Consider the following 19,830-nt stretch of genomic DNA (forward strand, 5'->3'; position numbering starts at 1 on the left):
GTGTTGAATATAGAAAGATGATTTATAACAAGTTACCTTATTGGGAAGCCATTTTCTTTTTTTGTAAGATCGTATCGAGCATACTAAATAAAATACAAAGAACAACTAGCCCAATCCCTGCAAGGCAAGTCATGGTCCATCCACCACGGTTCCATGCAAAAATTCCTAATGCTGAACCACCTGCACCACCAATAAAGTAAGTGGTCATATAAATGGCATTAATACGAGATTTAGCATCTGGTCGTAAACGGAAAATAATGCTCTGGTTACTGGTGTGTACGAGCGCGAGTGCTAACTGAATTAAAGCAAAGCCAATAACATAAGTAGAAAGTAAAGTTTGTCCAAAGTAGAAACAAACCCAACTTACTAAGAACAGCCCGCAGCCCATCCATGTCAGTAAGCCAGTATGGCCTTGATCTGCATATTTACCAATGTAGCGTGTTGATAAAGCACCGAAGATACCCACTAAAGGCACTAGTCCAATAAAGAGATCAGGTAAATGATGTGCTGAGGTAAGGAGTAAGGCGATAGTGGAATACAAGATACTTACTGCTGCAAAGGCGAAAGCACCTGTAAGTGCTCTTAATAATAATCGCTTTTCCTGCTGTAAAAGTTGAGCCATGGAAACAAAGATTTGCCCATAGTTCATTTTCATACGTAAGACATAAGGCAAGCGGCTTTTTAAGGTAAATGCTAGCAGTAGCATTAATACGCCACTTACCACATAAACCACTTTCCAGTGGAAAAGATTCGAAAATAAGCCTGCCAGACTGGTAGAGAGTAAAATCCCGACTAATAAACCACTCATTAAAAAACCAATGATTTCGCCAGTTTTTTCGGGTTTTACAGTCATTGTGGCAAGTGGAATAAGCACTTGAGCTGCAACCGAAAACAAACCTGCTAAAATTGTACCGATCCATAGCATGGGTAAGTTAACAGCAAAAGCAGAAGTAAATAGGCCAATTGCGCAAAGCACCATCAAAAACGGAATAGCTTTAGCTTTATTAACAATATCACCCATCGGAACAATAAATAGTAAACCGAGAGCATAAGACACTTGAGCAAATGTCACTGTTAAAGCAGCTTGTGCTTGAGTTACAGCAAACTCTTGTTGAATCGAGTGAATTAGAGGCTGACAATAGTAATTCACACCTGCACATAAGCCACATGCTGCTGCCATCAACCAAAGCAAAGGTTTATTCTGACTGATATCTTCAGGGGTAGACATGATGTTCTCTCGATTTTATTAAGTGTATGCCGTTGCTTCGACTTCAATAAGCATGTGTTCTAGCGCAAGGCGTGGTACAGGAATGAGTGTACAGGCTGGAAAAGGATGATTTTTCCATAAATTCTGCATAATTTTAATCAAAATTTGATGCTTTTCGACCGAATGGTCAACAACTAAAACTCTTAACACCGCAATATTACTAAGCTCCGCATTGGCAGCTTTTAAAGCATGTTGAATGTTATTAATGGCTTGGATAACTTGTTCTTCAAAATTTGGGCTTAATTCACCTTTTGAATTTTCGCCACCTTGACCTGCAATATGAATAATCTTTTTAAAATTTTCTACTACAGCCACATGGCTATAAGCATTTGGGGTAGGGTCATATAAAGTTGATGGATTTATGATTTTAAAAGTTTCTTTACTCATGGAACTCAACCGTTCATTAAAATTTAGATGAGTATCCAACCTCAACTTAAGTTGAGGTCAAGAGAATTTAATGTTTTAGCCTTTTCTTTCTGAGTGTAATCATCATCACACCAATAATATTGAGAAGGCAACCGACCCATTGCCACATATTTAAGTGTTCATTTAAAAAGGCAACAGCAAGCAAAATTGTTAAAACCGGTCCAATCGAAGCAATCATTGCAGATTGAGAGGCACCTAATCGTTCAATACTTTGCATGAGCATAACGGTAGGTAACACGGTGACTAAGAAGCCAAGGCCGATTCCATACCAAATCACACTAGAGGGGAGTTGTAATAGAAGTTGAATCGGGTGAGGTGTGCTGAGTGCATAGTGCGTTAATGTACCGATACAAGCCACAGTTAATGCTAACCCTGTGAAATTCCAAGAACCAAATTTCTTAATTAATGGTGGGGTTAGTAATAAATAGCCTGCAAAAGCCACCGCACTTGCAAATACTAAACTTGTACCTAACCAGAAGTTGCCCTGAATTGGTGCGTTGTTATGCTCTTGAAGCATGACCAGTACGGTTCCACCATAACTAAGAAAAATGGCAAATAAACTTTTTGCATCTAATTTTTGTTTGTAGAGTAAGCTTGAGACGATGACTGTAAGCGTGGGATATAAAAATAGAATAATTCGTTCTAGAGAGGCACTAATAAACATGAGACCCATAAAATCGAGCCAACTGGCAAAGTAGTAGCCTAATAGACCGGCAAAAATTAAAATTAGCCAATCCTTCTTTTTTATGCCCTGATTATGATGCCTGTTAAACCAACAAATAAGTAGAAAGAACGGTAAAGCGCTTAGCATGCGTAAAGCCATCAGGACTGTAGCATCTACTAATGGAGAAAGGGCATAAGTCTGTTTAATAAAGATTGCTTTTGTACTAAATAGAAAAGCAGAGCAAAGAGCAAAAAAGACCCGATTTGAAACGAAGAAAACGAAATTTTCATATACAAGACTGTATAAGAGAGACTATTGTCTGCAAAAAAAGAAAAATCTTCCTATATTACACCTCAAATCAAATATCGTGAATCATCAGTTCAAAATATGGGTATTTATTAAATAAATATTGGGTGGTATTTTAAAAAAGTTCAATTAGAATCCAAATTCTGTACAAAGAATACACATGGGGGAAACATTGCAGCTTGCAATGTTTTTGACAATGAGAAATTAGCTTGAGGAACGCTCATGCAGATCGGAATCCCAACCGAAACTGTCGTCGGTGAAAATCGTGTAGCTGCTACGCCAGAGACAGTAAAGAAGTTGATTAGCGCTGGTCATAGCGTTGTGATTGAACGTGGTGCTGGTGTAAAGGCCGCGTACATTGACAGTGCTTATGAACAGGTCGGTGCAACCATTACGGATGATGCCTATACGGGTAGTCAAATTATTTTGAAAGTTCGCGCGCCACAAGGCGGGGAAATTCAAAAACTTGCAGCAAATACTGCTGTTGTAGCAATGTTTGATCCTTATCGTAATACCGAGCTAGATCAGTTTGCGAATCAGCAAGTTTCTGCTTTTGCTCTAGAATTGCTTCCTCGTACGCTTTCTCGTGCGCAGAATATGGACGTTTTGTCTTCTCAGGCAAACCTTTCTGGTTATAAATCAGTTTTGCTTGCTGCTGCTGAATATCAGCGCATGTTCCCAATGCTTATGACTGCTGCTGGTACTGTAAAACCTGCTCGTGTTGTGATTATGGGTGTGGGCGTTGCAGGTCTTCAGGCAATTGCAACTGCAAAACGTTTAGGTGCAATTGTTGAAGCGACCGATTTACGTCCTACAGCAAAAGATCAGGTTGAATCTTTGGGTGGTAAGTGGTTAGACGTACCAATGTCTGAAGAAGAGCAACAACGTGCAGCAGATGCCGCTAAAAATGGTTATGGATGGATGCCGGGTGAGCAGTACATCAAAGACCAAGCAGCGATTGTTGATAAGGCTGTTTCTAATGCTGACATCGTGATTACTACTGCGTTGTTGCCGGGTCGTGATGCACCACGTCTGATTAAGGCTGAAACTGTTGCCAAGATGAAACCGGGTTCTGTCATTTTAGATATGGCTGTTGAAACTGGCGGTAACGTTGAAGGCTCTAAAGTGGGCGAGACTGTTTTTACAGAAAATGGCGTGAAAATTTTGGGTATTCCAAATATTCCGGCAACTGTAGCAACAGAAGCTTCAGCGCTATATGCACGTAACGTTTTTAATTTCGTAGAGACTTTATTCGACAAAGAGAAAAACTTTGCGATTAATCAAGAAGACGAAATCCAAAAAGCCCTATTGGTCACTCATGGCGGTCAAGTACTGCTTAAGCGTGGTTAAGGAGATTTCTCATGGTTGAAACTATTACAATTTTCGTCCTTGCCATCTTCGTAGGTTATTACGTAGTTTGGGGTGTTACACCAGCTTTACATACGCCGCTTATGGCTGTAACCAATGCGTTGTCATCTATTATTGTAGTGGGTGCGATGTTGCAAACTGTGGGTCTACCTGTTTTGGGTGTAGATGCTAACGTTGCATTTCAAGGTGTAAATGTGGTGAGCGTACTTGGTGCGATTGCAGTATTTTTGGCAAGCATTAATATTTTCGGTGGCTTTGCAGTAACTGCACGCATGCTGGAAATGTTCAAGCCTAAGCAAAAGAAATAAGAGGGCTTTGACATGGAATTTATTCAAGCAAATGCAAACTGGTTGTACCTTGTTGGCGCAATCCTCTTTATCTTGACGCTTCGTGGTTTGTCTGGCCCTAAAACAGCAATTCAAGGTAACCGTTACGGTATGATCGCGATGGCGATTGCAGTTGTAACGACTTTCTTTGTTGCGAATAACCCAGTGATCTGGATGATTGTTGGTGCAATGGTGCTCGGTGCAATCGTAGGTATTGCACGTGCTCGTACTGTACCAATGACGCAAATGCCGGAAACTGTTGCGCTTATGCACTCTTTGGTTGGTTTGGCTGCTGTTTTAATTGCAATTGCTGCAATTTTACATAACAACCAACTTACTGAATTGTTTGCTCAAAATGAGGCAGCTTTAACGGCAGCGGGTGTGCAACATGTGCACATGAGCAAAGTTCACTTATTTGAATTGTTTGTTGGTTGTTTCGTTGGTGCGATTACCTTTACAGCATCTGTGTTTGCTTACGGTAAATTGGCTGCGAAAAAATGGGCGAAAACAATTTCTGGTGCATGGGTTAAACCTGTTCAAGCCCTTATCTTTATTGCGATGTTGGCTTGTGGTTTTTACTTCTTCACGACTGGCAACATGACTGCTTTCTGGGCAATGACAGCTCTTGCGCTTGCATTTGGCTGGGTGTGGATTGCACCAGTCGGTGGTGGTGATATGCCTGTAGTAGTATCGCTTCTTAACTCATTCTCTGGTTGGGCTGCGGCAGGTATTGGTTTTACACTTGAAAACAACATGTTGATCGTTGCGGGTTCTCTCGTAGGTTCATCTGGTGCGATTCTGTCGTACATCATGTGTAAAGCAATGAACCGTTCGATCATCAATGTATTGTTTGGTGGTGCAATGGGTGGTGCAGCGGTTGCTACTGCTGCCAAAGGTGAGCAAGTTCAACGTAACCATCGTTCTGGTTCTGCTGATGATGCTGGCTTCTTGATGTCAAATGCTGACAGCGTTGTGATTGTGCCAGGTTATGGTATGGCGCAAGGTCGTGCACAAAATGCTGTAAAAGAATTGTGTGAAATTCTAAAAGAGCAAGGTGTTCGCGTTCGTTTCGCAATCCATCCTGTTGCTGGTCGTATGCCTGGTCACATGAACGTATTGCTTGCAGAAGCAGACGTGGCGTACGAAGACATCTTAGAAATGGATGAGATTAACTCAGACTTCCCTGCAACAGACGTAGTACTTGTAATTGGTGCAAATGATGTTGTAAACCCTGCTGCGAAAGATGATCCAAGCTCGCCGATTTATGGCATGCCGATTCTTGAAGCTCATAAAGCGCGTACAATTATGGTGATTAAGCGTTCTATGGCAACAGGTTATGCTGGTCTAGACAACGATTTGTTCTATAACGAAAAAACAATGATGATCTTTGGTGATGCTAAGAAAGTTGTTGAAGATATGACAAAAGCAATCAATGGTGGTGGTCACTAATCTGACCTCAATCAGGATTGTAAAAGCCACCCTCGGGTGGCTTTTTTTATTTGGCTTATTTGTTTAAAGAAATTTTTCTACGAGGTTTAGAGATTGTTGATAGAGGTCGCGTGCCAGTTGCTGGTTTTTGGCATGTGATGATTTCCAGTCTGGCATATGTGCGCTGACATATTCGCCATTACGGTTTTGCCAAGCATTTCCAGTTGCCATTTCTGTAATGAGTTTTGCTGGAACTGAAGTTGGCACTAATCCTAATTTCATCGCGGCATAAACCGGTTTTGGTAAATCACGATAAATATCGGAAGCAACACCGCCGGGGTGTAATGCATTATTGGTAATTGAACTTCCAGCTAGTTGTTCTGCTAATGCATTGCTGAATAATAAATTTGCAAGCTTTGATTGCCCATAATAGAACAGGGGATTGTAAAAACCTTCTGCACGAAACTTGTTGGGTTTAATTGAGCCCACCCAGTGAGCAATAGATGCAAGATGGATAATACGTGCTTTCGGAGATTGTTTTAAAACTGGAAGTAATTTTTGAGTAAGTAAAAAATGACCTAAGTAGTTAACCCCAAATTGTTGCTCAAAGCCTTCATTGGTGAGTTTTTTAGTTTTGGCAAATAAGCCTGCATTATTAATGAGTACGTCAAGGTTGCCATAGCGATCAGCAATTTCATTTGCTGCTTTTCGGGTTAACTCAAGACTGTTTAAATCGAGGGAAACTAAATCGACTTGGCCTTGATTGAGTGAGTGTAGTTTGTTCTGTGCATCTTGGGCTTTTTGTGGATTTCGGCACGCTAGAATGACGTGTTGTCCTTGTTTAACGAGTTGTTCTGCTGTAGCAAAGCCAATGCCCGTATTGGCACCTGTAATTAATATCTTCACTTTCTGTACTCCGGTTATGCTATTTATTGGTGAGGACTTTCAGAAAATGTATAGTGCTGCAAATCTGACAATTTGTCATGTCAAATTTAAAAATGGGTGATGACTGGCAGCTTTGGACTTTCACTTAATCTCTATAATCAAAAATGGAGGTATTTATTTTTAGTTAATGTGATGGAGAGGCTATATTGGCAATTTTTTACTTTAACTGGATGCTAAGAATGATAATATTTGATTGATATATAGTAATTATTTAAGGAGTTTAAGTGGTTAAAAGAGTAATCTTTTTCATAATCTCATTTATCAGTTTTTCCTTTTCATCGGTAACTTTGGCAGAGCCTCTTGAGGAGGCGAGTGAAAAATATGCAAATTGTTTGATGGGGCAAGTTGGGCCTCCAATAAAAATGAACAAAGATGAAAATGATATTGTTGAAGATGCTTTCTATAAATGTAGACAAGAGGAAAAGGAATGGATGGGGGTAACTGATATAAAAAAAATGGCAGGTGATGATTATAAAAATATAAGTACGGAGCAACTCAAACTAATTTCTGAGCTACAAAGTGATATTGTAAAGAAAATGAAAATAAATATGGCTGAGGAAATGCTTAAAGTTATTCGAGAAAAAAGAAAAGCTAGTACATAATAAACTGTAGGTGGTAATGAAAAATATCACCTTTAACAACTAAAAAAAGCGGCTCAAAAGAGCCGCTTTTTTTAAAAGCAAAATTTTAAGCAACCGACTCTGGAGCGGTACGCCATAAGCTTTCTAAATCATAGAATTTACGAGCTGTTGGTAGCATCACATGTACTACAACAAAGCCGAGATCAATTAAGATCCATTCTGCATCTCGTTCACCTTCAACGCCAATCGGGCGGAAACCGGCTTTTCGAGCTTCTTCTGCAACATTGTCTGCAAGTGCTTTCACATGACGAGTAGAAGTACCGCTCGCAATTACAATAGCATCAGCGACATTGCTAATTGAGCTAACATCTAACTGGAGAATATCTTTTGCTTTTACATCAACTAAAGCGTCGTGGACGACTTTGAGACAAGTTTGTACGTCTTTATTTGAGGTATTCATTGCGAAATCGTGAGAATTAGACACGCTGGGCGATGGTTCTAAATTCATATAGGGTATATTTTCCTGACAATTACTCACTATCTAATATAGTGGTTTTCGCGCTAAATTTCAAACAAAACTCGTAACAGTTTATATATTTACATCATCCGAAAAATACTTTTTCTTCCATGTAAATGACTGATTTGAAGTATTTTCAGGCTTATATTCGGCTGCAATATAGTTTTGATAAGAACTTTGTTTTAACCAAGAAAAAATTTGTTCATAAGGAATTTCAGCTGTATCTGGCTCATGTCGGCCTGGACAGTCTGCAAATTGAATATGACCAATTGAGTTAATATTCTCTTGTAAACCCTCAAGTACGTCTTCGCCCATCATTGCCATGTGATAGCAATCATATTGCATTTTTAGAGTAGGGTCGTTGACCGCTTCTAGCATTTCTTGTGCCTGCGCAATATTTTGTACTAAAAAGCGGGGCATATCTGTACCGTTAATCATTTCAAAAACGGGTTCTATATCGTGTTCACTGAGTAAGTTACACGCAAGTTTTAAATTAGCTGCTAAGGTTTTTAAACAAGGCAGTAAGTCAGCATCGAGCGGTTGTTTACCAGCTAAAATATTAACACGAGGAACCTTTAAAGCTGTGGCATAGCTAATGGCTAACTCTAATGCTTCATGGAAAGCTATTTCTTGACCAGGAATGCCTGCTAAACCATTTCCGCCTTGCATAAGGTCACCAGCAGGCACATTGATTAGACAAAGGCTAAGGTTGTAGCGTTCGAGTTGAGTTTGAATATCTGCAATAGTTAATTCATAAGGGAATTGAATTTCTACATATTCAAAGCCCTGTGCATGGGCCAGAGCGAAGCGTTCAATTAAAGGAACTTCGGTAAAAATCATGGATAAATTGACTGCAAGACGACCCATACTCAAACTCCGTTTATTTTTGCTCTACTAATTGAATCATAGTAGCTAAATCTTTCTCAGCAAAGCCATTTTTTTGGTGAGTTTGTAGCTGTAATAGAGCTTTTTGTGCAACTGGGATATCTAAATTAACATTGTTAGCCAATGTTACTGCATTATTAAGATCCTTAGATAATGTTTGAACTTTCCACTGAATTGGCTCAAAGGTATGAGTTGCCATACGTGGAGCTAGAATTTGAAAGGGTTTAGAGTCCGCAAATCCGCCTGCTAAGGCAGGAGCGAGTAAAGTTGTATCTACACCAGCTCGGTCTGCAAGCGCGACAGCTTCTGCAATAAGGGCGCTGTTGGCTGCAACAATCAGTTGATTACAAATTTTGGTAGCTTGGCCAGTTCCTGTATCGCCCATTCGAGTTACACGTTGAGATAGAACATTATAAACAGGTGTTAGTTCTGTAATCGTTTGAGCATTACCGCCTGCAAAAATGACAAGTGTGCCTTGTTCTGCTCCAGCCGTTCCACCTGATACAGGTGAATCAATCCAAATAACGTCATGTGTGGCAGCTGCTTGAGCAAGCATTTTTGTTACAGCAACAGATAAGCTTGAGAAATCTACAATAACTTGTTCAGCTTTTAAGTGAGGTTGAATTTTTTCAAATACTGCCTCTACGGCTTTATCATCTGCTAGACAGATTAAAATAATAGGATAGTCACCAATATTTGAAAGTTCTAAAGGTTGGGCACCGATATCAATCAGTTCTTCACATGCAGAGAAGGTTCGATTCCAAACCGCAACTTGAAAGCCGGCTTGAATAAGGCGGGTTGCCATCCGACTTCCCATAAGCCCGATACCTAAAAAAGCAATAGGGGTATTACGATCAAAATTCATCATCTAAGCTCTTTATTTATATTGGCGTGGTAAAAAATTAACTTCCGGATGTTTGTCTTTTTTACGAGCAAGTTTGCTATTTTTACCAAGTAATAATTTAAGTTGCCAGATTTTTTCTAGACGTAATGATTTTTCTGGTTGATGCTCCATTGCATCTAGTACGCGTTTTGCGGCAGTGAGGGCATCAGGTGAGCGTTGTAACATTTCAACTGCAATCTCATGTGCTCTCTCTAAAGGCGAGTCACTTAAGTGAGTCACAAGACCGATTTCTTTTGCATAATTCCCATCAAAAACACGGGCAGTTAAGGTGAGTTCTTTTGCAAGGTCAACGCTAATTAAGCCTTTTAACGAGCGAGTAAGTCCCATGTCAGGAACTAAACCCCAACGGCTTTCCATAATCGACATTTTTGTTTCTGGATGAGAAATTCGAATGTCGGAAGCCAAGGCAAGTTGCATACCTGCGCCGAAACAATATCCTTCTAATGCAGCAATAACGGGTACAGGTAAATTTTGCCAAGTCAGAAATGCTTTTTGAAAAAGGCTTTGTCCGGGTTTTACAAGTTCCCAAATGGCAAAAGCAGAGTTTTTCGGATTGTTTAGGTCAGATAAATCAATTCCAGCACTAAACACATTCCCTTCGCCTGTCAAAATAACACAGCGAATATCTCTATCTTTTTTAATTGCTTTTGCAGTTGAAACTAACTCTTTTAATAAGGCAAAACTCATTGCATTGCGTTTGTCTGGACGGTTTAAATATACCGTTGCAATGCCATTATTTTTTTCAATACGTAAGAGTGCCATGAGATTCCCGCTTCTTTTTTTATAGATGAACGGAGCATAACATGGCTGTAATTTGGAAACATGACAGCTCAGTCATGCCTTTTTGATAGAGATGTTAGTCAGGAATCACCAGAATTTGATGGGCTGCACTTTCTACCTCTTTAACGACAAGACCTAGTTCATCAAAGCGCTGCATTACTTCTTCAATGAAGCCTTCATCTGCTATACGACGTTCTTTACGCAACGTTGAAATAAATTGCTCAAAGTCACCAGTGACTTGTTGTAGTTTTGGTGCACCTACATAGCGAGTAGCACCATAAAGGCGATGTAAAACATGCTCAAGTTGAGGGAAGTCTTCAAGCTCAATGAGCTGCTGCATTTCATCTAGCTCAGTTGGAAAACTATCAACTAACATTTTAAGTAAATCTTGCGCTAAGTCTTCTTTATTTGCTGCTAGCTGCAAACTTTGTTGCCAATTTAAAATTTGTGGATCTAAAGCTTCTGCAACGACATGATGGTCTTTATCTAAGGCTTTTGCTGTAAAGTTGTTTTTAGTCCATTGCGTTAAGATCTGGATGATTTGCTCCATTTGGATTGGCTTGGTGACATAGTCATTCATGCCTACTTTCAGGAGTTTTTGCTTTTCATCAGCAAGCGCATGCGCGGTTAGTGCAATAATTGGAAGCTGCATTTCTCCGTCTAAAGTCGATTCTAAAGAGCGAATAGCACGAGTTGTATCAATACCTGACATGACAGGCATTTGAATATCCATAAACACTAAATCAAATGGTTTAAGTTTCTGATCAATTCGCTCTTGGATCAGGTTAAGTGCTTCTTGACCACTAAGTGCTTTAGTTGTTTTAACGTTTAGCTCACCAAGTAAGGCTTCTAAAACAATTAAGTTGGGCAAATGGTCATCTACTGCCAGAATGTGTAAACCCTGACCATTAAAGTCTTGTTGTTCCTCTTCAAAAATAGGTTGATCATTTAATAATTGAATGAGTCCGCTTCGACTTAATGGTTGATAGAGAGGGCGAGCACGGTATTCACTGAGCATGTTTGGCTCAAGTGTCATTTGATAGCCATAGACGGCTAAATTGCCTTGATAACGACTGCGTATTTCTTTTAATAACGCTTCAGTATCGCCGCTATGGTCAACAATGAGCCATGTATTATCTTTCTGATCAAGATGTTTTAAGCGGCTAAACAAGTCCAGAATCGATTGTGTTTCGATGTGTGGAACATGGTAGTTTTCAAGGTAGTAACGTAAAACGCTTGCTGTAGCAGGGTGCGCAAGATAAGACACCACTTGTAAATGCTCAAAGTGTGGGTGTTCGATTTCGTAATCTTCATCTACCACAAATTGTGCGGTAAACCAGAAGGTCGAGCCTTTTTCTGTTGGAGCGCGTTCTTGGTTATCTTCAAAACCAATTTGACCATGCATGAGATGAACAAGTTGTTTAGAAATAGCTAAACCCAAACCTGTACCGCCAAATTGACGTGTAACCGATGCATCACCTTGCGAGAATGATTCAAATAGTTTTTTACGGTCTGTGCCACTTAAACCAATACCACTATCTTGAACACTGAAATGAAGCAGACATTGCCCAATATCATCATGTTCCATACGAACGCGAACAATAATTTCACCATCTGGAGTGAATTTGATTGCATTAGAAATTAAGTTGGTCAAGATTTGCTTGAAGCGTAAAGCATCACCAATCACTTCTTGTGGAATGTTGTCTGCATAGTAAAAAGCCATGGCGATATGTTTTTGAGCGGCCAAAGGCGACAGCATATCCATGACATCAAAAATGGCTTCTTCTAAATCAAAAGGTGCTGTTTCAAGTTCTAATTTACCCGCATCAATTTTTGAGAAATCTAATACATCGTTAATTAATGCCAATAAATGGGCCGACGACTTGCGAATGGTTTGCAAATAAAGATTTTGCTCATTATTTAAATTTTGTTGACGAAGCAATAAATGAATAAAGCCATCAATACTGTTTAGAGGTGTTCGAAGCTCGTGACTAATATTGGCAAGGAAAACTGACTTTGCTTGGTTTGATGAAATCGCTTGGTCACGTGCTTGACGATAGGTAATGTTTTGGACTTCTAAGGTATCTAGTGTTCTGCGTAAGTCTTCTTCTGTTTGTTCGGTGTGCTCTTTTAACTCTAAAAAGCTAAAGTGCAATCGCTTAACAACATTTGCAATATCACGTTGTAGTAAGCGTAGCTCCCCAGTACTGTTAATAACGAGGTGCTGGTCTAGAGTATCAGCATTTAGACGTTGCAACTGCATGCGAATTTCATACATCGGCGCAATCCAGCGACGAGAGTAAAAATTCAAGCACAGTAAAAGTAATAATAAGGTCATTAATCCAGTAATGACGAGAGCAATCATAATGCGATAACGTGCCAACTCTAAAGGTTGGTTATCCATTTCAATCATTAACCAAACTGGGGCTTTTCCAGCTTTATTACTAATCTGCATTCCATAAATATTATTATGGTTATAAGAGATGGGACCAAAAAAAATATTATTACTAGGAAAGCTAGGCCAATAACGATTATCACGATAACCAATACTTAAATAAGTCTGTCCATTGTTATCAATTAATACCGCGCGTTTAAGATTTTTTTCGCTAAACATGCTTTGCATAATGTGCTGGGCATGATCGTATTCATCAGGTTGTAGTTCAACCAGTGTATATAGATCTTTCGCAATCTGATTGTAGCGAGCTAGAATCGCTGAGGCGTGATGTAGCTGTTGTTGTTTTACCGAATGTGACGTTTCAGTTAAAACCAGAAAAGCACCGACCCCTGTTAAAATCATAATCGGCACAAAAATTAGAGCAATCAATTGCCCATATGCATGATTCAGACGTAAGCGTTTCGATAAGGTTTTATTGAAATTAGACATGGCTACATCAGATTTATCTCTCTGTACGGCATCTTATCACGCTTTATTTTAAAACAGACGGCATTTTATAAATGACCGAGCTTTAATCGCTTTCATGAAAAAGCATATTGAAATGGGTGCAGTACCGAGCATTTTTTCATACAATAGGCGCACCTCGATATAGGTGTTGATCATGAGTAATACACAACCTGACTTTTTAGCCGACGAATTTTTGTTAGATCACTATGTAGGTAATACACCTCTAGTTCGTTTGCAGCGTTTAGCTTCTCATACGCAAGCGACGGTTTTAGCAAAATTAGAAGGTAATAATCCGGCAGGTTCTGTAAAAGACCGTCCTGCATATAACATGATTATGCAAGCAGAAAAACGCGGTCAAATTAAACCAGGTGACACCTTGATTGAAGCAACCAGTGGGAATACAGGTATTGCTTTGGCAATGGTTGCAGCAATGCGTGGTTATAAAATGAAATTAATCATGCCGGGGAATTCAAGTCAGGAACGTAAGGATGCTATGCGTGCTTATGGTGCAGAATTGATTGAAGCGCCGAATATGGAAGCTGCACGAGATATGGCTTTGCAAATGCAAGCTGAAGGTCTAGGTTTGGTCCTCAATCAATTTGGCAATCCAGATAATGTCGAAGCTCATTACTTAACAACTGGCCCTGAAATTTGGAAGCAAACAGGTGGAAAGATTACTCATTTTGTGAGTTCAATGGGTACAACTGGTACCATCATGGGTGTTTCTAAATATTTAAAAGAACAAAATCCAGATATTCAAATTATTGGTTTACAGCCTTCTGAAGGTTCAAATATTGCTGGTATTCGCCGTTGGCCACAAGAATATTTACCTACGATTTTCGATCCGAAACGTGTTGATCAAATTATGGATATTCCGCAAATTGAAGCGGAAAAAACGGCTCGCCGTTTAGCACGTCAGGAAGGAATTAGTGCAGGTACATCTTCTGGTGGGGCGGTATGGGCTTCAGTGAAAATTGCAGAAGAAAATCCAGATGCTGTTATTGTTTGCATTATCTGTGATCGTGGTGACCGCTACTTATCTACAGGACTGTTTTCAGTACAGGACGATAACTCATAATTGAGAGAAATCATGCGTTTCCCTACCTTAGTTTTTGATATTGAAACTTTAACTGATTTAAAAGCGGGAGCGCATTTATATCATCTTGATTTACCTGAGTCCGATGTAGAGCAAGCGCTCACAAAAATCCGTCGCCAAGAATCTGGTATGGATTTTCAGCGTTTACCTTTACATGAAATCGTTTGTATTTCTGGTCTATGGATTGATGAGTCTGGCTTTAGATTATTTTCTTTTAGTCGAGAACAATATTCTGAAGCAGAAATTTTGCAAAAGTTCTTGTCAATTTTTGATAAGCGTCATCCGACTTTAGTGAGTTGGAACGGCTCACAATTTGATTTACCTGTCATTCTGTTTCGCGCTATGTATCATGGGCTCTCTGCACCTGGTCTATTTGATCAAGGTGAGATTGATAGCCAGAAGCGTTTTAATAATTACCAAAACCGTTATCACCATCGCCACATTGATTTAATGGACGTGATGGCAATGTTTAATGGGCGTAATTTTCAAAAGCTTGATGATATTGCCTGCATTTTAGGTTTGCCGGGTAAACGCGGTGAATCGGGTTATCATGTGCCTGAATATGTTCGTAATCAACAGTGGTTAAAATTGACTAGCTATTGTGAAGGGGATGTACTCAATACATGGTTTATTTATTTGCGTTGGCTCGTACTAAAAGGCCAGTTGAGCGTAGATGAACATAACCACTGGATTAGTTCGAGTATTGAATATTTACAGACCATGCCGCAACAGTCTGATTTTCTTGAAGTATGGGAACGTACTTCGAAACATACTGAATTTACTTCTCACTATTTTAATCCTTCAGATTTTTAGGTTCATCCTTTGAAACAACAAGCCAAATCTCGCAAGCCTCAACAACCTGAATATATTTTTCACGTTGAAACACTTTCTCATGAGGGGCGGGGAATTGCGCATTATGGTTCTCATCCTGATCATCCAGCAGATAAGCATGGCAAGAAAGTTTTTATTCGCTATGCATTGCCTGGAGAAACTGTAAAGGCTCAGATTACCCATCAAGCAAAGCGTCTTGAAGAAGCTGAGATGGTGCAGTTGTTAGGAGAACCTTCAACTCATCGCATAGATGCAATTTGTCCTCATTATGGTATTTGCGGTGGCTGTAGCATGCAGCATATCCATCCTGATGAACAAATCCGTTTAAAGCAAAGTGTGCTCCAATCGCATTTACAACATTTTGCAGGAATTCAGCCTGAACAGTGGCTTGAGCCAATCCGATCTTTACAAACAGATTATCGTCGACGTGCTCGAATAGGGGTGCGCTATCTGCCAAAGCCAGATCGTTTAATTATGGGGTTTCGTGAACATCATAGTAATCGACTAACTTCTATCCACACTTGTAGCGTTTTGGATAAAAAACTATCAGATAGCTTGCCTGAGCTGCGTATTTTACTCCAAAGTCTAAAAGGCAAAGCGCACATAGGTCATGTAGAATTAGCAAAAGGTGATCATGAGATTTCTTTATTGGTTCGTCATGTAGAAAAATTAAACAATTCTGATGTCAACCAATTAAAGCAATTTGCGTTAGACAAAGGGTGGCAGTTGTATTTACAGCCTAAGGGACCTGAAAGTATTCATCGTATTGATGATGAAAAAGGTGCTTTACGTTTACACTATGCCTTAGAGCGGTTTGATGTAAATTTTGCTTTTTCGCCATTGGATTTTACTCAGGTCAATGCCACAGTAAATGAACAAATGGTTCAATTGGCATGTGAATTGCTTCAATTGCAACTAGGTGAAAAGGTACTTGATCTATTTTGCGGTTTAGGTAATTTCTCACTCCCGTTAGCACGATGTGTTGGTGAGAGTGGTCAGGTTGTCGGTGTGGAAGGGAGTGAAGAAATGGTGCAACGGGCAACAGCTAATGCAAAATGCAATAGTTTGGTGCAAGCAACCTTCTTTTCACAAGATTTAACAAAAGATTTTTCGCATCATTCTTGGGCAAATCAAGGATTTGATGCATTATTGATTGATCCTCCTCGTGCTGGTGCATATGAAATTATGCAGTATGTATCAAATTTTGGAGCAAAAAGAATCGTTTATGTATCATGTAATCCAGCTACACTGGCAAGGGATGCGGGTGTTTTGGTCCAATATGGTTACCAGTTAAAAAAAGCAGCTGTGATGGACATGTTTACGCACACAGAACATGTTGAATCCATTGCACTATTTGAAAAAATTCAAGAGATAAACGATTAAAAACATGAGTTACATATTGAGGAGAATGGTATGGTCACAGTACGTGAACAGTTACCTGAACAACTAACTGAGTTGTCCGAGGAAACGACTGTAGAGCATGCCGCCGAAACGCAAATCGGTTTAGCCTCATGGTTGGATCGGGTGCGTGAAATATTAGATGGGGCGAAGCTTGAACAGCTTGAGCAGGTTGCTCATTTAACCCTGCAAAAAGAGTTGGACTCAACGGTTAATCATCGTTCAAATACTTTCGCTACAGGCGTTGGAATGGCAGATATTCTGGCCCATCTCCATGTAGATGAAGATACTCTATCGGCAGCAATGCTCTATCGTAGTGTGCGTGAAGACATTACTGATATAGAAGAAGTAAAACAGAAATTTGGGGAGCAGGTTTATAACCTTGTCAAAGGCACTTTGGCAATGGGTAAGCTCTCGGAACTCATTGAGAAAAATAAACGGTTAGAAGATCATTTTAATAATAATCAACGAGAACATTTAAGTGGCATTTATAAAATGCTGATTTCGGTTACCGAAGATGTTCGTGTTGTTTTAATTAAACTTGCTGAACGTACCTATTCTTTACGAGAACTAGCAAATTCATCTCGTGAACGTCAAGAACGCGTAGCACGTGAAATTCTTACTATTTATTCGCCATTGGCGCATCGACTCGGTATTGCCCAGCTTAAATGGGAGCTTGAAGATCTCGCTTTTCGCTATTTAGCTCCAGATCGTTATAAAGAAATTGCGTCATTACTCAATGAAAAACGATTAGAGCGCGAACACTATATTCAGTTCGTGATTGATCGTTTAAAAAATGAGTTAGCATCTTACGGAATCGAGTCAGAAATCACAGGTCGAGCGAAGCACATTTATTCGATTTATCGAAAAATGAAAAGCAAAAACCTGAGTTTTGATCAGCTTTATGATATTCGTGCCTTGCGTGTGTTGGTCAATAGCGTACCTGAGTGTTACCACTCTTTGGGCATTGTTCATCAAATCTGGCGTCACATTCCGCATCAGTTTGATGACTATATTACCAACCCGAAAGCAAATGGTTATCGCTCTTTGCATACTGCTGTAATTGCCGAGAATAAATCGCTTGAAGTACAAATTCGTACTCATGAGATGCATGACGAAGCAGAATTAGGCGTATGTTCGCACTTTAACTATAAAGAAGGTTCAAAGAATACTGACCATTCCTTTAATCATCGTTTGCATTCATTGCGTGCTGTTTTAGAACACTATCAAGAGCGCAATGAAACGACGGTACATCAGAACGAAGATGAAACTGAAGGCTTTGAACAGTTACAAGACTTTGAAGGCTTTGAGAAGATTTACGTTTTTAGTCGTGATGGTGATATTAAGGAATTGCCACGTGGCTCAACAGTTTTAGATTTTGCTTACCATGTCCATACGGAAGTAGGGAACAAGTGTTATGCAGCGAGAGTTAACCAGCGTTATGTGCCACTGACCTATACTTTAAAAACTGGTGAGCAGGTTGAGATTTTAACTAAAAAAGATCGTGATCCAAACCGAGATTGGTTGGTCAATTCTTTAGGTTATATTAAAACCTCTCGTGCTCGTGACAAGCTGCGTCATTGGTTTAGACAGCAAGATCGGAGTAAAAATCTTGAAGTTGGCCGTGAACTTCTTAATAAAGAGTTAGCTCGTCTAGCGATTCATCCAAAAAGTATTGATCTAAATGATTACTCATCACATTTTAACGTGAAAACGGGTGATGATATTTTGGTGAGTCTAGTAAGCGGTGATATTAGCTTACATGCCTTGATTAATCAGGTGAACCGTCAAATGCATCTAGATCAGGATGAACCTGAACTAGTGCTTAAACCAGCATTAAATCCACGTGCTAGCCATACATTGTCGGCTCATGGAATTTTAATTGATGGTTTAGACAATGTAGAGCTGCATATTGCGCAGTGCTGTCAGCCCGTACATGGTGAGTCAATCGCTGGATATATTACTTTGAATCGTGGTGTTAGCATCCACAAAGTCATTTGTTCAGACTACCAGCGTATGATTAAGCAAGAACCAGAGCGTGCTGTTGAAGCCGATTGGGAAATGCAGCCAACACGTGGTCAAAGCGTTCAAATTGTGGTGGAAGCTTATGATCGTCGTGGTCTGCTTAAAGACTTAACTCAAGTGATTTTCTCTGACCAAATCAATATTCGTCAGGTCAATACAATTTCTGAGGCAGATGGTATTGCCAATATGAAGTTGCTCATTGAGGTTAAGGGTTTAGCGCAACTTTCTCGCTTATTGGCTCGTTTAGAGCAGCAACCTGGAATTATTAGCGCACGACGCATGATTCAAGGTGTTTAAATAAATTGAGTAAAAAGGCTGTCAAATGACAGCCTTTTTTATATTGGATTATTTTCTCGATAAATAAATATTAGTGAGCCGATTTAAAAACTGAGGGCTTAAAGTTGAGAGTTGATAAAGCAGTTTGGTTTTTATACCAACTGGAGTGTGAGTAGGCGTCCAGAAATGAGCCTTTTTCTCTACAAGCGTAAGCACCTGCTGAGCAATATCATTTGGAGTTAAATCTATCCCCATATTTTGAATAGTGCCTGCATCCATATTGTTAACCATTGCAGTTTGCACAAACAGCGGCATCACATCTAAAACGCGAATACCATATTTTTTCCATTCCACATCTAAACCTTCAGTAATTCCGCGAACAGCAAATTTACTGGCTGAGTAAGAAATAAGGTCAGCTTGTCCATAAATTGCAGAAGCTGATGATAGATTGATAACACGTGCAAAAGACGCTTGCTTTAAATAAGGTAGGGCAGCGTGACAGCCATTGATGACACCGTTTACATTAATATTTATTGTTCTTTGGTGGGCTTTAATATCAGTTGTTTCAAATGCGCCAGAATATAAAATACCGGCATTATTTACTAAGATGTTGAGTTCGCCAGACCATTCAGTAAATTCTTTTAATATACGTTGCCATTGGTCGTAATCACTTACATCTAGATAGCCGGCACGGGCATTTGGCCCTAAGTCGTTTGCCAATTCTTGAGCAAGCGATTCATTAATATCATAAATGCCTACTTTATATCCTTGTTTGTAGAATACGCGTGCAATTTCAGCCCCAATACCTTGAGCGGCACCACTAATCAGAATACTGTATCTCATCTTTTTTCTCTTTGTCAGTACAATAGTGCGACTGATTTAATCGCTTTGATTTTGATCATAAC

At 39.6% G+C, this 19,830-nt stretch carries 17 protein-coding genes and 1 pseudogene; 8 read left to right on the forward strand and 10 right to left on the reverse strand.

The window, feature by feature from the left end:
• Window positions 1-37: 37 nt before the first annotated feature.
• The 3 genes and pseudogenes from ACT53H_RS10950 to ACT53H_RS10960 all read right to left on the reverse strand — a co-directional run bounded on the left by ACT53H_RS10950 (window position 38) and on the right by ACT53H_RS10960 (window position 2,647).
• Window positions 38-1,228 (reverse strand): MFS transporter, encoded by a 1,191-nt coding sequence (locus tag ACT53H_RS10950; RefSeq protein WP_174758428.1) that lies wholly within the window; start codon window positions 1,226-1,228, stop codon window positions 38-40.
• Between the two features lie 18 nt (window positions 1,229-1,246).
• Window positions 1,247-1,654 (reverse strand): RidA family protein, encoded by a 408-nt coding sequence (locus ACT53H_RS10955; protein WP_004794599.1) that lies wholly within the window; start codon window positions 1,652-1,654, stop codon window positions 1,247-1,249.
• 67 nt (window positions 1,655-1,721) lie between these two features.
• A pseudogene (locus tag ACT53H_RS10960) lies at window positions 1,722-2,647 on the reverse strand (DMT family transporter).
• Between the two features lie 238 nt (window positions 2,648-2,885).
• Here ACT53H_RS10960 and ACT53H_RS10965 point away from each other — a divergent pair.
• The 3 genes from ACT53H_RS10965 to ACT53H_RS10975 are packed head-to-tail and all read left to right on the forward strand — an operon-like array spanning window position 2,886 to window position 5,806.
• A complete protein-coding gene (locus ACT53H_RS10965) occupies window positions 2,886-4,013 on the forward strand; it encodes a Re/Si-specific NAD(P)(+) transhydrogenase subunit alpha (RefSeq protein WP_004794594.1) in 1,128 nt (375 codons plus the stop codon).
• Between the two features lie 11 nt (window positions 4,014-4,024).
• Window positions 4,025-4,339 (forward strand): proton-translocating transhydrogenase family protein, encoded by a 315-nt coding sequence (locus tag ACT53H_RS10970; RefSeq protein WP_394555685.1) that lies wholly within the window; start codon window positions 4,025-4,027, stop codon window positions 4,337-4,339.
• A 12-nt stretch (window positions 4,340-4,351) separates the two neighbouring features.
• Window positions 4,352-5,806, forward strand: coding sequence for an NAD(P)(+) transhydrogenase (Re/Si-specific) subunit beta (locus ACT53H_RS10975; RefSeq protein WP_004794591.1), 1,455 nt, complete (start codon window positions 4,352-4,354; stop codon window positions 5,804-5,806).
• 63 nt (window positions 5,807-5,869) lie between these two features.
• On the opposite strand, the gene ACT53H_RS10980 is transcribed toward ACT53H_RS10975, so the two are convergent.
• Entirely contained in the window at window positions 5,870-6,691 is an 822-nt protein-coding gene (locus ACT53H_RS10980; RefSeq protein WP_476009232.1) for an SDR family NAD(P)-dependent oxidoreductase, read from the reverse strand.
• Between the two features lie 263 nt (window positions 6,692-6,954).
• On the opposite strand from ACT53H_RS10980, the gene ACT53H_RS10985 reads away from it, so the two are divergent.
• A complete protein-coding gene (locus ACT53H_RS10985) occupies window positions 6,955-7,332 on the forward strand; it encodes a hypothetical protein (protein WP_476009233.1) in 378 nt (125 codons plus the stop codon).
• A gap of 85 nt (window positions 7,333-7,417) precedes the next feature.
• Here the strand turns inward: ACT53H_RS10985 and rsfS are convergent, their stop codons facing one another.
• The 5 genes from rsfS to ACT53H_RS11010 form a co-directional block, all read right to left on the reverse strand.
• On the reverse strand, window positions 7,418-7,819 hold the full coding sequence (rsfS, locus tag ACT53H_RS10990) for a ribosome silencing factor (protein WP_004794586.1): 402 nt from the start codon (window positions 7,817-7,819) through the stop codon (window positions 7,418-7,420).
• 81 nt (window positions 7,820-7,900) lie between these two features.
• Complete coding sequence (locus ACT53H_RS10995) at window positions 7,901-8,695, reverse strand: hydroxypyruvate isomerase family protein (RefSeq protein WP_004794584.1); 795 nt, start codon at window positions 8,693-8,695, stop codon at window positions 7,901-7,903.
• A gap of 13 nt (window positions 8,696-8,708) precedes the next feature.
• Window positions 8,709-9,578, reverse strand: coding sequence for an NAD(P)-dependent oxidoreductase (locus ACT53H_RS11000; protein ID WP_476009252.1), 870 nt, complete (start codon window positions 9,576-9,578; stop codon window positions 8,709-8,711).
• Between the two features lie 12 nt (window positions 9,579-9,590).
• On the reverse strand, window positions 9,591-10,379 hold the full coding sequence (locus ACT53H_RS11005) for a crotonase/enoyl-CoA hydratase family protein (protein ID WP_151963973.1): 789 nt from the start codon (window positions 10,377-10,379) through the stop codon (window positions 9,591-9,593).
• Window positions 10,380-10,473: 94 nt separating this feature from the next.
• On the reverse strand, window positions 10,474-13,281 hold the full coding sequence (locus tag ACT53H_RS11010; RefSeq protein ID WP_151963972.1) for a GacS-like sensor histidine kinase: 2,808 nt from the start codon (window positions 13,279-13,281) through the stop codon (window positions 10,474-10,476).
• 172 nt (window positions 13,282-13,453) lie between these two features.
• Between ACT53H_RS11010 and cysM the strand changes: the two genes are divergently transcribed.
• The 4 genes from cysM to ACT53H_RS11030 are packed head-to-tail and all read left to right on the forward strand — an operon-like array spanning window position 13,454 to window position 18,946.
• Window positions 13,454-14,377 carry a cysteine synthase CysM gene (gene cysM / locus ACT53H_RS11015; RefSeq protein ID WP_004794576.1) on the forward strand — a complete coding sequence of 308 codons (924 nt, stop codon included), beginning with the start codon at window positions 13,454-13,456 and terminating at the stop codon, window positions 14,375-14,377.
• 12 nt (window positions 14,378-14,389) lie between these two features.
• On the forward strand, window positions 14,390-15,208 hold the full coding sequence (locus tag ACT53H_RS11020) for a 3'-5' exonuclease (protein ID WP_476009234.1): 819 nt from the start codon (window positions 14,390-14,392) through the stop codon (window positions 15,206-15,208).
• 9 nt (window positions 15,209-15,217) lie between these two features.
• The gene (gene rlmD / locus ACT53H_RS11025; protein WP_476009235.1) at window positions 15,218-16,609 is read left to right on the forward strand and encodes a 23S rRNA (uracil(1939)-C(5))-methyltransferase RlmD; all 1,392 of its coding nucleotides are present in this window, start codon (window positions 15,218-15,220) and stop codon (window positions 16,607-16,609) included.
• A 30-nt stretch (window positions 16,610-16,639) separates the two neighbouring features.
• A complete protein-coding gene (locus ACT53H_RS11030; protein ID WP_005302395.1) occupies window positions 16,640-18,946 on the forward strand; it encodes a RelA/SpoT family protein in 2,307 nt (768 codons plus the stop codon).
• 48 nt (window positions 18,947-18,994) lie between these two features.
• Here the strand turns inward: ACT53H_RS11030 and ACT53H_RS11035 are convergent, their stop codons facing one another.
• Window positions 18,995-19,768 carry an SDR family oxidoreductase gene (locus tag ACT53H_RS11035; protein WP_353155672.1) on the reverse strand — a complete coding sequence of 258 codons (774 nt, stop codon included), beginning with the start codon at window positions 19,766-19,768 and terminating at the stop codon, window positions 18,995-18,997.
• Window positions 19,769-19,830: the final 62 nt, after the last annotated feature.

The sequence above is a fragment of the Acinetobacter sp. DMC2 genome, assembly GCF_056314305.1.

Bases quoted from the DNA above. Each gene is read 5' to 3' on its own strand.
- ACT53H_RS11030 (WP_005302395.1), top strand. From the start codon at position 16,640: ATGGTCACAGTACGTGAACAGTTACCTGAACAACTAACTGAGTTGTCC.
- ACT53H_RS11020 (WP_476009234.1), top strand. From the start codon at position 14,390: ATGCGTTTCCCTACCTTAGTTTTTGATATTGAAACTTTAACTGATTTA.
- ACT53H_RS10970 (WP_394555685.1), top strand. From the start codon at position 4,025: ATGGTTGAAACTATTACAATTTTCGTCCTTGCCATCTTCGTAGGTTAT.
- ACT53H_RS11000 (WP_476009252.1), bottom strand. From the start codon at position 9,578: ATGAATTTTGATCGTAATACCCCTATTGCTTTTTTAGGTATCGGGCTT.
- ACT53H_RS10950 (WP_174758428.1), bottom strand. From the start codon at position 1,228: ATGTCTACCCCTGAAGATATCAGTCAGAATAAACCTTTGCTTTGGTTG.
- ACT53H_RS11035 (WP_353155672.1), bottom strand. From the start codon at position 19,768: ATGAGATACAGTATTCTGATTAGTGGTGCCGCTCAAGGTATTGGGGCT.
- ACT53H_RS10975 (WP_004794591.1), top strand. From the start codon at position 4,352: ATGGAATTTATTCAAGCAAATGCAAACTGGTTGTACCTTGTTGGCGCA.
- rsfS (WP_004794586.1), bottom strand. From the start codon at position 7,819: ATGAATTTAGAACCATCGCCCAGCGTGTCTAATTCTCACGATTTCGCA.
- cysM (WP_004794576.1), top strand. From the start codon at position 13,454: ATGAGTAATACACAACCTGACTTTTTAGCCGACGAATTTTTGTTAGAT.
- ACT53H_RS11010 (WP_151963972.1), bottom strand. From the start codon at position 13,281: ATGTCTAATTTCAATAAAACCTTATCGAAACGCTTACGTCTGAATCAT.
- ACT53H_RS10955 (WP_004794599.1), bottom strand. From the start codon at position 1,654: ATGAGTAAAGAAACTTTTAAAATCATAAATCCATCAACTTTATATGAC.
- ACT53H_RS10965 (WP_004794594.1), top strand. From the start codon at position 2,886: ATGCAGATCGGAATCCCAACCGAAACTGTCGTCGGTGAAAATCGTGTA.
- ACT53H_RS10995 (WP_004794584.1), bottom strand. From the start codon at position 8,695: ATGGGTCGTCTTGCAGTCAATTTATCCATGATTTTTACCGAAGTTCCT.
- ACT53H_RS11005 (WP_151963973.1), bottom strand. From the start codon at position 10,379: ATGGCACTCTTACGTATTGAAAAAAATAATGGCATTGCAACGGTATAT.